We start from the raw sequence: 14,446 nt of genomic DNA, 5'->3' as shown, positions 1-14,446 counted from the left end.
CTTTTACACTGATTATTTAGTGGAGAGTAATCCACAGGACAATCTTATACAACACAAACTATCATTTCCTGATTGTAAAAGATTTCAAAATACGCTACAATAAAGAAAATTTCTTCTGTACGGGGACAGTTAAGATGCCAAAATCTAAATATCAATGTATCGTAGATCGGATTCGTCAAGATATTCAAAATGGGAAATTGCTCAAGGGGCAGAAGATTCCTTCTATTCGTAAGTTAGCAGATAAGTATCATTGCAGCAAAGATACAGCCCAGAAGGCACTAATGGAATTAAAATATCAAAAATACATCTATGCTGTTCCAAAGAGTGGCTACTATGTCTTAGAAAATAGTCTGGAAGATCAGCAAGATATGGAATTATCTGTCAGGGATGACCGCCACCAAATTTATGAAGATTTTCGAATTTGTCTCAATGAAACACTGATTGGACGAGAAAATTATCTTTTTAACTACTATTCACAGCAGGAGGGGCTGGAGGACTTGCGTCAGTCGGTTCAGCAACTGCTTCTCGATTCAGTTGTTTACACATCTGCCGACAAACTGGTTCTAACCTCTGGTACCCAGCAAGCTCTTTATATTCTGTCACAAATTGTCTTTCCAAACGAAAAACATGAAATTTTAGTTGAGCAGCCGACTTATCATCGAATAAACGATTTGCTAACTGCCCAAAAACTTCCTTATCAAACGATTGAACGGACTCCGGAAGGAATTGATTTAGAAGAATTGGAATGGATTTTCCGAACGGGTCATATCAAGTTTTTCTATACCATTCCACGCTTTCACTACCCCTTAGAACATTCTTACAACCGAAAAGAAAAAGAGGAAATTATTCGTCTTGCTCAGCTTTATGATGTTTATATCGTAGAAGATGATTATTTAGCTGACTTTGACAGCAAACATGAGTTGACCTTTCATTACTTGGACGACAGCCAACATGTCATTTATATCAAATCTTTTTCTGCCAGTCTTTTTCCCGCCTTACGAATAACAGCTCTACTACTGCCATCGGATATTCAATCGGCTTTCATTGCTTATAAGAAAGCAGTAGACTACGATAGCAATCTCATCATGCAAAAAGCCCTATCTCTTTACATTGATAATCTTATGTTTGAGAAAAATCGTCTTTTTCTTCTCAATAAACAAGAAAAAGAAGTAATGAGAGCTAAAAAACTTTTAAGTGAAAATCAACTCAAACTTTCCTACTTTCTCAATAGGGATGGTATCTTACTGGATCTACGTGGACTTAAATCTGTCAGCTCTTTCAAACATAGCAATCTACCATTGGATTTTTTTGAATCAAGTTACATACATGATTGTCCTTATCAATACGCAAAAATTAGATATGAAAATCTAGAAAAAACCTTACAACATTTAAATAAATATTTATAAAAGGAGCCGAAGCTCCTTTTTTCTAAGAAATCACTCCTCTCCCATCATACCTGCTTGAAGTTGGTACATTTTATAATAAGTATCGTTGAGAGTTAAGAGTTCCTCGTGAGTGCCTGATTCGATAATTCGTCCTTGCTCCATCACATAAATACAGTTAGCATCCTGAATAGTGGACAGGCGGTGAGCGATGGCAATAGTCGTTCGTCCTTGACGCATTTTTCTTAGCGAAGCCTGAATCAGTTCCTCAGTCTCTGAATCAATATTGGCGGTTGCTTCATCCAAAATTAAGATTTTAGGTTTGCTTGCAATTGTTCTAGCGAAAGCTAGCAATTGTCTTTGACCACTCGAAAAAGTCGCCCCTCTCTCTGTCACTGGGCTATCGTAGTTTGCAGGTAGCCGACTGATAAAGTCGTGCGCGTCAACAAATTTAGCAGCTTCTATAATCTCTTCTCGTCCTAGATTTTCTTGATACATTTTGATATTAGAAGCAATGGTACCATGATAAAGGAATGGGTCTTGAAGAACTAATCCAACATTGCGACGCAGTTCAGCTTGGCCGTAATCCTTAATGTTTTGATTATCAATTAAAATTTCTCCTCTTTCAAATTCATAAAAACGCAGAAAGAGATTGATGATAGAAGACTTGCCTGAGCCCGTTGCACCGACAAAAGCAATTGTCTCCCCTTGTTTGACTGAAAATGAGATATCCTTAAGAATATCATGCTTGCCATCATATGAAAAGGAAACATGCCGAAATTCAATCTTTCCATCTGTAATCTCTAGCGGTAAATTGGTTTGCTTCGGTTCATAATCCTTACGGTCCATGATTTCAAAAACGCGGCCTGCAGCTACCATAGATGTTTGCAAAACAGAATAATTCTGCATCAAATCAATCAAAGGATTAAAAAGCTGATTGACATATTGGACAAAGGCATACATAACTCCGGCTGTTACTCCTGCAATTTGCCAAGTAAAACCAAAATAAGCTAAAATGACCGCATAAGCTAAAATTTTCAACAAAGACATGGCTGGCCGCAGAAAAAGGCTATTAATATTAAGATAGCGAACTGTATAATCCAAATGCTCACCGTTAATAGTTTCAAATTCCTTTATTAATCGATTTTCCTGACCAAATGCCTGAATAATACGCATTCCCTCAATACTTTCAGAAAGTTTAACATTCAAATCGCTTAGTTTACTTCTGACAAGCTTGAGGAGACGATGAGATAAGCGTTGATAAAGCAAAATGAAACCTAATATGACTGGTAAAAAGAGTACAATAAGACCTGTCAATCGCCAATTCAAGCTAAACATCGTCACCAATGTTACGACAAGAATAAAAACAGAGCTTAAAAAACTTGAAAAGATACTACTAAACATATCCGCTACTGCTTGTGTATCATTTGTCAAACGGGAGACAATCGCTCCTGCTGGGGTCTGATCAAAATAGACCATCCCTAAATGCTCAATATTTTCAAAACTTTCTTGACGAAAATCGCGAACAATGCTATGTGCCACACGCGCAAAAGAATATTGTCCCAAGAAAGTAAATAACACTCGCAAAAGAAAAAGAGCATAGTACATAATCAGAACATAAAAACCTGTCATAATCTGATAACGACTAATAAAATGGTCAATGAAATAGCGAGCTAAAAGTGGCAAAGTTGTTGTTACCAAGGTTGTCGCAAAGATGAAAACGAGCGCCAAAATGCTAATCCATTTATAACGCCACATATAAGTTAGAAGGCGATAAAAGGTTACTTGTTTTCTCATTATCGATCCTCCTTTAGATTTTCTGCCAATTGTTGTTTATGATAAGTTTGTGCATACCAACCATTTTGAGTTAATAACTCTTGGTGAGTACCCCGTTCTTTAATTCGTCCATTTTCCATCACTAAAATCAAATCAGCATGAACAACTGCTGACAGTCTGTGGGCGGTAATAATAGTTGTTTTGTCGTCTCTTTCTGTTTTGAGGTTTTTCAAAATCAAGTGTTCTGTTTTAGCATCAACAGCAGATAAAGAGTCGTCCAATATTAAAATATCTGGTTTAAGAACAAGTGCTCGACTCATTGCTAAACGTTGCTTTTGTCCCCCTGAAAGAGACACACCTCTCTCACCAACAATCGTATGAAAACCTTCTGGCATGGCAACAATATCTTCATAAAGACCACACAGCTTACTACTTTGAATCACTTCATCATCTGATAGACTTGGATTTGCAAATCGAATATTATCTATAATTGACATTGCAAAAAGAATCTGCTCCTGTGGTACATAACCAATCAAACTCCGCAAATCCTTTAATCTATACTCTCGAATATCATGATCATTCAGATAAATAGCACCATCTTGAATATCTTGCTCTCTCATCAGTAAGCGCAAAAGTGTCGTCTTACCAGAACCTGTTTGTCCGACGATTCCTAACGTTTGCCCTTTTTCTAACGAAAAGTGAATATTGGACAAAGTTGCTGTTTCCTTATAAGAAAAACATTTAATGTTATAGACCAAACGACCGTTTTGGATAGGGGAAACAGGGCTTTTTGTCTCTTTGACATCAGATTTTTCTGCTAACAGTCGCTCAATCCGCTCATAAGAAACCATTCCCCTCTGGCTAATATTAAAAAGATAACCCATTGCCTGCAAAGGCCACACTAACATATCCAGATAAGTGATAAATGTTACTAATTCTCCAACTGTAAATTGTCCTCTAGAGATGAACAGTCCACCAAAAATCAAGGTTAAAGCATAAGATAAGCCGATGAAAATCAACACCATAGGATCAAAGAGAGAATTGTATTTTGCAGCTAGAATATTTTTTTCATAGACATCCTGATTTATTTTTGCAAAAGATTGACTTTCTGCTGTTTGATAGCCAAATGATTTAGTCACTTTAATTCCCGAAACACTTTCCTGCACCTTATTGTTCAAATCAGAAAAAGCTTCTTGGGCTGCCTTAAAACTCTCATGATTTTTTCGCCCAATTAGACTCGTTCCCCAAGAAAGAAATGGCAATGGTAAGGTGGCAATCAAAGTCAGGCGCCAGTCTAAAACAAAAAACATAGTCAACAGCGTTACCAGAGCTGTGATAGTGGCATCTACTGCCGACATAACGCCTCCACCTGCCACGCTCACAACTGCATTAATATCATTTGTTGCATGCGCCATCAAGTCTCCTGTTCGATATTTTTGATAAAAAGACGGAGACATTTTAGTAAAATGCTCAAAAAGCCGAGAACGCAACAGTCTTCCCAAATGATTTGCTGTACCAAAAATATATAGCCGCCAAAGATAACGCAGTCCATACATGATAAAAGCTGAAGCAAGCAAAACCGAAAGATTTAAAACTAATTGGTTTGATGTTAGATTTCGACTAGCAATACGGTCAATTACCACACCAATTACTCTAGGGGGGATTAAATTAAAAACACTAACCAAAGACAAGGCTAGAATTCCAATTATATACCGCTTTCTCTCTAGCTTGAAAAACCAACCTAATTTTCTGATAAGATTCATATTCTCTCCTCAATTATTGCTGATTACCATTATACACTATTTTGTACAATCACTCGTAAAAATAAAACACAGTCAGTGCAAGCTAACTGTGTTTCTCATTTCTTTTTGGTTAATGTAAAACTTTCGTCCAAAAGAGCAAAAAGTTCTATATCTGTTAAAGTATCATCCAAGGGCAGGCTAAGCCAATATTTTTTGTTCATGTGAAAGGCTGGGTAGATCCCCTTTCTCTGAATTAGCTCTACCACATGTTCATTCTTAATATTAAGTATCTCAATAATACCACTTCGATCTGCTTCAAACTTAGACCAATCTGTAGTCAGAAAGGCCCCATACCATTTTTTACTGTCCTGATGGCGGAAAACTCCAGCTTTGGTAGAACTCTTCCTGGAAGACTTTTCCCAGAGGTATTCTAGCTTTCCATCATAGGTTTTTGCAACATAATCTTGCAAACGGCTACTCTGTTTATAAAGAAAGCCAACTTCGTCAAAACAGTTAGCTCGAATCATCAGGAAAATCTCTTGACAAGCTTCACGAACCTGTCCGACAAATTCCCCCATCATCTGCTCCATTTTGACCTGCACGTATTCATCGCCTGTTTCTTGATCAAGCACTTGGTAGTCCAGCTTCTCACCCTGTAATTTTAGTTGTAATAAAAAGTCGCCCTTCATTATTTCCTGAGAATAAACAAACTCTACTCCTCTTTTTTCAAAACCAAAGGCTTGTAATTTTTCTGGATTTGCTTGGTATTTCTCAAATAAGTCTAACATGATTTTTACTTTCTAAAATACAATTTTGGTGCCATGAAGTTGGTTCACGCCAAGATTTGCGATAATTTCATCACGATTATTAACCGTAATACCACCTCCTGGTAAAATTTCAATTCGACCAGCTGCATGCTTTATCAAAGTATTTAACCAGAGAAAATGATTTTGAATCGGCTCTGTAGCTACTCCTCCATGAGTTAAGATTCTACTCACACCATGTTCGATTAACCAATCTATTGTACTGAACTGCTGTTCCTTTGGAATAGCATCAAAAGCCATGTGAAAGACGATTTCTAATCCTTGAGCAGCTTCTACCAACTTTTCCATTTTTAGATAATCAATTTCATTAGCAACTGTCAATGCACCAAACACTACACCATGTGTACCAGCTTTGCGAGCCATTTGAATATCCTCTAACATGATTTTCATTTCTAAATCATTGTATACAAAATCTCCTCCACGTGGACGAATCATCGTTATAACAGTTGTATGATAAGGACTCACTAACTCTACAGCTGCTTTTATGACACCATAGCTAGGCGTCGTTCCACCCACCGCCAGATTATCACAAAGCTCAACCCTCCGAGCACCTGTTTGCATGGCTTTTTCCAAATCAGTCACGTTTTCTGCACAAAATTCATAAATCATTTTTGACCTCTTCTATATGAAACAGTTTTCTTGACCATTATAACACAATCTTTATTTATTCCTCAAACTTCTTTGCGACTCGTTGACACCAATCTAACCAATTTTTCTTGTAATCCGACACAGACAAAATCCGATTTTCTAAATCTTTTATTGTAGCAATACCTATTTTGTCACAAACTTGAAGACAATAGGAATAGAACTCCCAATTCAAATCGTCTTTTTCTGCATAAACTGGAATCTCTTCAAAACCAGCTTGATAAGCTATAAATGCTCTACTGTGTCCATCAGTAAAAAAGATTTTGTCTTGGAAGCGCTTAATTGGCAAGGGTTTTAAACTACTTATGTTCTTTGTATCAAACCATGTCTGAACCTGCTTTAGTTTCTCTTCTGAAAGATAAAATTGACTTGGTTGAATAGCTGATAAAGGAAGCAGTAAATCCAAAGTATAGCGATGTCCTTTTTCAGTCTTTTCTATGGGATAAAATCCTACCGATTCAAACATCTTTTTAGAAGCAGTATTGTAATCATAAATTTCTCGAACATACAAACGTTCATAGCCCAGCTGACGTCCACGTTCAATTAATGCTTGAACAACAGTCTTCCCGATTCCATGACCACGATAATCTGAGTTACCAATAACAATAGGCATATCCTCTTGCCAAAAACTTACATCACCAATTGGCATCCAATTTTCATTTATCAGAATCTCAATAAAATACACTTCTCCATGCTGAGTAAGATAGTCATACATTTTCTTGATTCGCTGAAGTGTATAAGGCTCTCTACTACCATCAATCAAACGGATTACATCAGGATTCTGATACCAAGAAAAAGCTAGATGAGCTTGTCCATCATACTTTCGCAAACGTAAGGAAGAATGAATAGCAATATACTCTGGCTGTTCCAACATATCTATCATAGTTTTCTCCTCTTATTAATATTCTAACAAACATAGTACCTACTATTTAAGAATTTTGTTTACTTTATCGAAATTTCTCTTGACATTATCTGTAAAAACAGTAAAATATACTTATGTGTATACAGTAAATGGAGGGGATTATGAAACCAAAAACAAAAAACCAATTTATAACTCTCACAGCTCTTTTGACAGCGCTAGCTATTGTCATTCCTATGATTATGCCTGTAAAAATTATTATTCCACCCGCTTCTTATACGTTAGCAAGCCATGTCCCTATCTTTTTAGCCATGTTTATCTCTCCTTTGATGACTTTAGTCGTTATTCTAGGTTCCACCTTTGGATTCTTAGCAGCTGGTTATCCTATTGTTATTGTTCTTCGTGCCTTATCTCATCTCTTCTTCGGATTGTTAGGTGCTCTTTACCTTAGAAAATATCCTAAAACTTTAGATAAACCAATTCAAACTTGGATACTAAATATTATTCTTGCTTTCGTTCACGCGATTGCTGAAGTTCTTGCTTGTCTCATCTTTTACGCCTCTACTTCTTTTCCAGAAAATATGTTTTACCTTCTCTTCATTCTCGTAGGTGTTGGAACAATTATTCATAGCATCGTTGACTTTATCATTGCACAATTTATTTATAAGACTCTACAAAAAATCCGTTAAACCTTGAATATTTAACGGATTTATTCTACAATGAATTTATGATAAAAAAAAGAAGAACTGATTTATTACAACTTTTAAAAAATGCGGAAACTCCTTTAAATGGTCAAATTCTAGCAGAAAAATTCAATGTTACGCGCCAAATTATTGTTCAAGATATTGCCGTTCTTCGAGCTGATGGTGCTCCTATTATTAGCACAAATCGGGGTTATATTTACAAAATGAACGATACTGTTAAATATTACCACCAGCTTTTTAAAGTCAAGCACACAATTGAAGATATCGAAACAGAATTGTTAGCAATCGTAGACAATGGCGGACGAGTCAAAAATATTATGGTGGAGCATCCCGTTTATGGGGAAATCCAAACGTATCTGAAATTAACTTGTCGCAGAGATGTCCAACATTTTATCCAACAAATTCATGAAAGTAATTTTCGAGGTTTATCTGAATTGACAGATGGCATTCATTATCATTTGGTTGAAGCCGATTCGCAGCAAGATTTAGATTATATCGAAAAAGCATTAGAAAACTTAGGTTTTCTAATGTAAAACATACACAAGTCATTTTAAGTATAGATTTCCAAAAATAGAGCCTAAGTGGCTCTATTTTATTTTTCATCAATAACAATTCTAACTTTTTTATCTTCGGTTGGAACAGAGTAAACAATCGTTCTTATCGCAGAAATTGTGCGACCTTTACGACCGATTACACGTCCAACATCACTTGGATCAAGATCCAAATGATATTCCAAAAATTCTGGTGTATCTTCAATCTTGATAGTTAAAGCATCTGGTTGTGAAATCAAAGGTTTCACTATTGCAATAATAAGATTTTCAATCGTGTCCATAGTCAACCTGCAATTCTGTTATTTAGAGTATTTTGAATCGTGAAATTTCTTCATCACACCAGCTTTTGAAAGGATGTTGCGAACTGTATCAGAAGGTTGAGCACCTTTCGACAACCAGTCAAGAACACGATCTTCTTTCAAGGTCACTTGGTTTTCAGCAACAAGTGGATTATAAGTTCCGATTGTTTCAATGAAACGTCCATCACGTGGTGAACGTGAATCTGCTACGTTAATACGATAGTAAGGTTTTTTCTTAGAACCCATACGAGTTAAACGAATTTTAACTGCCATTTTTAAAATTTCTCTTTTCTCTTTTTATTTTTAGGTATAGCAGAGCTATTACCAACGTACTCTATCATATCACAAGTAAGAATAGGTGTCAAGAAAAAAACTTGACATCTTTAAATTTACCACTCTACAACTTCAAAGACTGTCGCTGTCAAATCTTCAACAAAAGAATCACTAACTTGACGACTATTTCCAGCTACAAGTCTCAAATTGCCAATATCTTCAATGTTGTAACTTTGACCGCTTGCATTGAAAATAATGAGATAATATTTCTCATCTTTCACCTCAAAAATAACAATCCCACTCCCTGAATGAGCTGAGTGCACAAAGACGTGCTGGTAAATGTCTTCGTAATGTTGATAAGAAAATTCTTTTGTCATAGTTTTTAAATGGATAATCTGTTTGATGTAGTCAATACTTTCTTGGTGATCAGCTATCAAATCCCAATTTACCTGATTGACAGTGTCAGGAGCGTTATAACTATTCATAGCACGCTCATGATCTTCCTGAATAGTTTGACCATTTTCTCCAGTTGCTATTAGCTTGCTACGTGAAAATTCCTGTCCTAGTTCCATAAAACTCATACCTTGCAACAGCAGATTCATCGCAGTCGCTAATTCAATCCGTTTAGTACGAGTCAAGTCATCATCATCTGGGTGTAGTTCCACTAACAAGTCATGCAAATTATAATTATCATGCGCTTCTACATAGTTCACAACTTGGTTTGGCGTCAGATAAGTCCCTAACTCATTGCTTCCTAATATTGCTTTCGCAATAATAGCCTCTGTTGCCTCTCCACTGACAAAACCAGCTTTTAAGCCACCGTAGACCTCTGCTCCTTTAACCGCATCACGTTCAGTATCATTGAAAAATCCGATATTTGATAATTCAAAAGCATTATCTTTCTTAGCTTTATCAAGAGGAAGCAATCCTGTTCCCATGTCCCATCCTTCTCCATAAGTCAGGATTCTCGTATCAATCTCATCTAACGCTTCTCGAATCTGACGCATGGTTTCAATGTCATGAATTCCCATCAAATCAAAACGAAAACCGTCAATATTATACTCTTTTACCCAATAAAGGAGCGAATCAATCATATATTTCCGGAACATCTCGTGCTCACTAGCTGTCTCGCTCCCTACACCTGTTCCGTTTTGGAAAGAGCCATCTGGATTCATTCGATAATAATAATCGGGCATTGTGGCTTGAAAAGGAGAATCATAGGTAGAATAAATATGGTTGTAGACAACGTCTATCACCACGGAAATGCCTGCATCGTGATAGGCTTGAATCATTGTTTTCAAGTCCCGCATGCCTTGAGATGGCTTTGTTGGATTTGTTGAAAAACTCGTTTCTGGAGTATTGTAATTTTGTGGATCATACCCCCAATTGTAGGTCACATTTCCATGCCAATCATACTCTTTGTGTCGATCAGAGATTGGTTGCAATTGTACAACATTGATACCTAAAGATTGGATATAATCAAATCCCGTCGCCTGACCAGATCGATTTTTAGTTCCTTTTTGACAAGCACCTAAAAAGGTACCTCGGTATTTTTTAGATACACCAGAACTACTAGACTTTGTCAAATCTCGCACATGCATTTCATAAATAACTGCCTGACAAGGATTATCCAAACGCCAAGTCGCTTGTTGGCCTTGTTTCACTTGAAAATGTTTTGGATTTCGCTCTGTAGGTGACAAAATGACAGAGCGTTTCCCGTCTTCAGTTGTTGCTTCGGCGTATGAGTCACGCGTCAATGTTTTGTGATGTTCAAACTCTAATTGATACTGATAAGCTCTATCTGCTAGATCATCTGAAATCACTCGAGACCAAATTCCGATTGTATTTTCAGAATGATCTTTTGAAAAATTTTTCCCTCTTTGTAAGTCATAAACTTTCCAGATTTTCGAGTGGTTACTACCATTCTTATACACCACTAATTGAACTTTTTTTGCAGTTGGTGCCCAAAGTTTAAATTCAGCTTTTTTACCATCATACCGACAACCTAGCCAACCTTGATAGCCCCAATGCTGATCAAAACGTTTGCTGTCTAATGCCATATCAAAAGCATGAGGATCTTGCTTTGCATAATACGGACTAGTCATAGCAGCTTGTCGGGAATAATAAACTTGACTGTCTCCTTCAATAATCCAAATTTCCGTCACCAGATGAGGAGGTAATAACTGAATGGAATAATCAACCGACTGGTGAGACCAATCGATTGTTTTTACAATGACATGTACATATCCCAAAGCCTGATTACTCTTATACGATAAATTCCCTTGAATGCCAAAGTCATCTCTCTGAAAAAAAGAAGCCTCCTCTCCCCATTGATTCATTTGCCACTTCCACATATTGTAAGCAGCATAATTGTCTAACTGATTGTGGTAATGAATTAAGACACGATAGTCTAACATCTAATTCTCCTGATTATTTTTATTTTCTAATGACAAAGCGCTATCGCTAATCTCATCAATATTTGCAAAAAATTCTAAATGGTTATGAAGAACTTCTAACTCAACAGGAGTGTCTCCACCATATTCACCATCCAAATTCAACATAAATGGTGCTTTTTTATCTAAAACTTCTAATTTTAATTTACTTGTTTTTAAATATTCTACATTCGCATCAGTCACATGCTGTCCGCCATTGATGGCTTGAATCATTAAGCCCAGCATATCAAATAAGCGAGCAGTTTTCACTAAAATCAAGGTGAAATTTCCGTCATCTAACACCGTATCTGGCGCTAATTTTTCAAAACCACCGATTGAATTGGTTAAGGCAACAAAGATTAAAGAGACCTTGCCTTCAAACACACCGTGGTCGTGCTCAATATGTACTTTACGTAATTTAGATTTTGGCAGCATTTCCGCTCCCTTGGCTACATAAGCAAGATAACCAAGGCGCGATTTTACTTCACTTGGAACACTATATGTTAATTCTGTCAAAGTCCCTGCCGCAGCGATATTGATGAAATATTTTTTCCCATAAGCCTGACCAATATCCATTTTTATGGTTTGATCTTTTTCAATAATCCGAGCAGCTGCTACTGGATCTCCCATTGGAATTTTGAGAGCACGCGCATAGTCATTGGTTGTACCAGTAGGAATAAACGCCAACTTAGGACGGTTTTCCAAAGGTGCCACGCCATTAACCACTTCGTTAATTGTTCCATCGCCACCAGCTGCCACAATTAAATCAAATCCTGCTTTAGCCGCTCTCTCTGCTTCGTTTTGAGCTGATAAAGGAGCGGGCGTTGTCTGATAAGCACTTGTTTCATAACCCACATCTTCTAAAACGTCTAAAACTTCTGCGATATTTTTTTTAATAATTTCCTGACCAGAGGTCGGATTATAAATCAATCGTGCTCTTTTTCTAGCTGTTTCCATACAAACCTCTACAAGCTCTCAAGCCAAGATTCATCACGAATGTCAATGCCTAACTCTTGAGCTTTTATTAATTTACTTCCTGCATCTGCTCCAGCAACGACTAAACTCGTTTTTTTAGAAACAGAGCTCGTCACCTTTGCACCTAAACTTTCTAATTTTACTTTTGCTTCTGAACGATTCAAGCGTTCTAATTTTCCTGTTAAGACAACGGTCAATCCAGAAAGAACTGCGTTTGCTGCAACTTTTTCACCTAAGTAAGCTAGATTAAGCCCTGCTTCTTTCAATTCTCTCAGTAGAATTTGCGATCCTTCCTGAGCAAAATAACTAGTCAAACTTTCAGCAATCACCATTCCTAGACTATCCAGTGCAACAATTTCTTCTCTTTCTGCTTTTGCTAATTGTTCCAAATCATGAAAATGCTCTAACAAAATCTGACTCGCTTTGCTTCCAACATGGCGAATGCCCAGCCCAAATAGTAATTTCTCTGCTGAATTTTCTTTAGAAGCTTGAATAGCAGAGTACAACTTGTTAGCTGATTTTTCCTTAATATTCTCCAATTGCAACAAATCTTCGACAGTCAAGTGGTAAATGCCAGCCACATCTTTCACCAATTCCTGAGCAAATAATTTCTCCACCACTGCTGGTCCAAGCCCTGTGATATTCATGGCATCACGACTAGCAAAATGAATCAACCCCTCCTTAATTTGTGCAGGACAGCGCGGATTGATACAGCGCAAAGCCACCTCATCTTCAAAATGAATCAGCTCGCTGTTGCAACTTGGACAGTTCGTCGGAATCTCTAGTTGCTCTTCTGATTGGCGCCTGTTTTCAACCACTCGCAAAACAGCTGGAATGATATCACCCGCCTTATAAACGATAACTGTATCGTCTTTACGAATATCTTTTTCAGCAATGTAATCAACATTGTGCAGAGTTGCTCGACTGACGGTTGTCCCTGCTAATTTCACAGGTGTAAGATTAGCGGTCGGTGTAACCACTCCAGTTCGCCCAACCGTCCAATCAACCGATAAAAGCTGTGCTTCTTTTTCTTCCGCCGGAAATTTATAAGCAATCGCCCATTTAGGAGCTTTCACGGTAAAACCGAGCTCTTCTTGAACAGATAAATCATTTACCTTGATGACAACACCGTCAATATCATAAGGCAATTGCGCACGTTCGTGATTGATTTGCTCTATAAATCGCCATACTTCATCCATCGAATATGCCAAAATATGCCGTTCATTTACGCTAAATCCATTTTTAGATAACTTATTTAAAACAGCTTCTTGAGTTGACACATCTGTTGGACTGGCTTCTTGATAAAGAAAAGTTGCTAGATTTCGCTTGGCAACAATTGCAGTATCCAACTGACGCAGCGTTCCTGCCGCTGCATTTCTCGGATTTGCAAATTCTGGCTCTCCATTTTCTTGACGCAGTTGATTCACTGCGTCAAAAGAACTACGTGGCATGTAACATTCACCACGAACTGTCAAATTTACAGCAGTTGGCAAAGTTAGCGGAATATCTTTCACCCTTTTTAAATTTTCTGTGATATTTTCTCCGACGGAGCCATCTCCCCGAGTGGCTCCTGCAACCAAAATACCATTTTCATACATAAGAGAAATAGAGAGACCATCAATTTTTAACTCACACAGATAACTCACCTTTGGAAAATCTTTGCGAATCCGTACATCAAATGCCTCTAACTCTTCACGTGAAAAAGCATCCTGCAAACTATATAGCGGATACTGATGTTGGTATTTTTCAAACCCTTCTAAAACCTTACCACCCACACGATGAGTTGGGCTATCAGCCTGAACGAGCTCTGGGTATTGCTGTTCTAAATCTAACAATTCATGATATAACCTATCATATTCACTATCCGATACGCTTGGATTATCAGTTGTATAATATTCATGCGCATATTGATTTAGTAGATTCACCAGTTCTAACATTCTGTCTTTCATATTTCTATTTTATCATAAAACATACGATTCTACAG

Annotated in this window: 13 protein-coding genes; 3 read left to right on the top strand and 10 right to left on the bottom strand. The window is 37.2% G+C overall.

Features of this window, described 5'->3' with window-relative positions:
* The first annotated feature begins 134 nt into the window (after window positions 1–134).
* Entirely contained in the window at window positions 135–1,406 is a 1,272-nt protein-coding gene (locus HMPREF2542_RS00320) for an aminotransferase-like domain-containing protein (RefSeq protein ID WP_070484072.1), read from the top strand.
* Window positions 1,407–1,436: 30 nt separating this feature from the next.
* Here HMPREF2542_RS00320 and HMPREF2542_RS00315 read toward each other — a convergent pair whose 3' ends face one another.
* The 5 genes from HMPREF2542_RS00315 to HMPREF2542_RS00295 all read right to left on the bottom strand — a co-directional run bounded on the left by HMPREF2542_RS00315 (window position 1,437) and on the right by HMPREF2542_RS00295 (window position 7,252).
* Window positions 1,437–3,179, bottom strand: coding sequence for an ABC transporter ATP-binding protein (locus HMPREF2542_RS00315; RefSeq protein WP_058669515.1), 1,743 nt, complete (start codon window positions 3,177–3,179; stop codon window positions 1,437–1,439).
* On the bottom strand, window positions 3,179–4,921 hold the full coding sequence (locus HMPREF2542_RS00310; protein WP_058669514.1) for an ABC transporter ATP-binding protein: 1,743 nt from the start codon (window positions 4,919–4,921) through the stop codon (window positions 3,179–3,181). The genes HMPREF2542_RS00315 and HMPREF2542_RS00310 overlap by 1 nt, the downstream gene beginning before the upstream one ends.
* A gap of 95 nt (window positions 4,922–5,016) precedes the next feature.
* On the bottom strand, window positions 5,017–5,688 hold the full coding sequence (locus tag HMPREF2542_RS00305) for an MmcQ/YjbR family DNA-binding protein (protein WP_003069177.1): 672 nt from the start codon (window positions 5,686–5,688) through the stop codon (window positions 5,017–5,019).
* A 12-nt stretch (window positions 5,689–5,700) separates the two neighbouring features.
* Window positions 5,701–6,333, bottom strand: coding sequence for a copper homeostasis protein CutC (locus tag HMPREF2542_RS00300; protein WP_006269549.1), 633 nt, complete (start codon window positions 6,331–6,333; stop codon window positions 5,701–5,703).
* Between the two features lie 55 nt (window positions 6,334–6,388).
* Entirely contained in the window at window positions 6,389–7,252 is an 864-nt protein-coding gene (locus tag HMPREF2542_RS00295) for a GNAT family N-acetyltransferase (RefSeq protein ID WP_058669513.1), read from the bottom strand.
* A 140-nt stretch (window positions 7,253–7,392) separates the two neighbouring features.
* On the opposite strand from HMPREF2542_RS00295, the gene HMPREF2542_RS00290 reads away from it, so the two are divergent.
* The gene (locus HMPREF2542_RS00290) at window positions 7,393–7,917 is read left to right on the top strand and encodes an ECF transporter S component (RefSeq protein ID WP_003034468.1); all 525 of its coding nucleotides are present in this window, start codon (window positions 7,393–7,395) and stop codon (window positions 7,915–7,917) included.
* 38 nt (window positions 7,918–7,955) lie between these two features.
* On the top strand, window positions 7,956–8,465 hold the full coding sequence (locus HMPREF2542_RS00285) for a transcription repressor NadR (RefSeq protein WP_058669512.1): 510 nt from the start codon (window positions 7,956–7,958) through the stop codon (window positions 8,463–8,465).
* A gap of 59 nt (window positions 8,466–8,524) precedes the next feature.
* On the opposite strand, the gene kphA is transcribed toward HMPREF2542_RS00285, so the two are convergent.
* The 5 genes from kphA to ligA form a co-directional block, all read right to left on the bottom strand.
* Window positions 8,525–8,764 (bottom strand): RNA-binding protein KphA, encoded by a 240-nt coding sequence (gene kphA / locus HMPREF2542_RS00280; RefSeq protein WP_003001620.1) that lies wholly within the window; start codon window positions 8,762–8,764, stop codon window positions 8,525–8,527.
* 18 nt (window positions 8,765–8,782) lie between these two features.
* Entirely contained in the window at window positions 8,783–9,055 is a 273-nt protein-coding gene (gene rpsP / locus HMPREF2542_RS00275) for a 30S ribosomal protein S16 (RefSeq protein WP_003034395.1), read from the bottom strand.
* A gap of 116 nt (window positions 9,056–9,171) precedes the next feature.
* Window positions 9,172–11,472: a type I pullulanase gene (gene pulA / locus HMPREF2542_RS00270; RefSeq protein WP_058669511.1), complete on the bottom strand. Its 2,301-nt coding sequence runs from the start codon at window positions 11,470–11,472 to the stop codon at window positions 9,172–9,174.
* Window positions 11,473–12,444, bottom strand: coding sequence for a diacylglycerol kinase family lipid kinase (locus tag HMPREF2542_RS00265; RefSeq protein WP_006269514.1), 972 nt, complete (start codon window positions 12,442–12,444; stop codon window positions 11,473–11,475).
* An 8-nt stretch (window positions 12,445–12,452) separates the two neighbouring features.
* A complete protein-coding gene (gene ligA / locus HMPREF2542_RS00260) occupies window positions 12,453–14,411 on the bottom strand; it encodes an NAD-dependent DNA ligase LigA (RefSeq protein WP_022524662.1) in 1,959 nt (652 codons plus the stop codon).
* Window positions 14,412–14,446 lie beyond the last annotated feature (35 nt).

The organism is Streptococcus sp. HMSC034B05, assembly GCF_001809055.1.
Classification (GTDB): Bacteria; Bacillota; Bacilli; order Lactobacillales; family Streptococcaceae; genus Streptococcus; species Streptococcus constellatus.
This window is presented reverse-complemented; position numbering and strand designations above follow the sequence as displayed.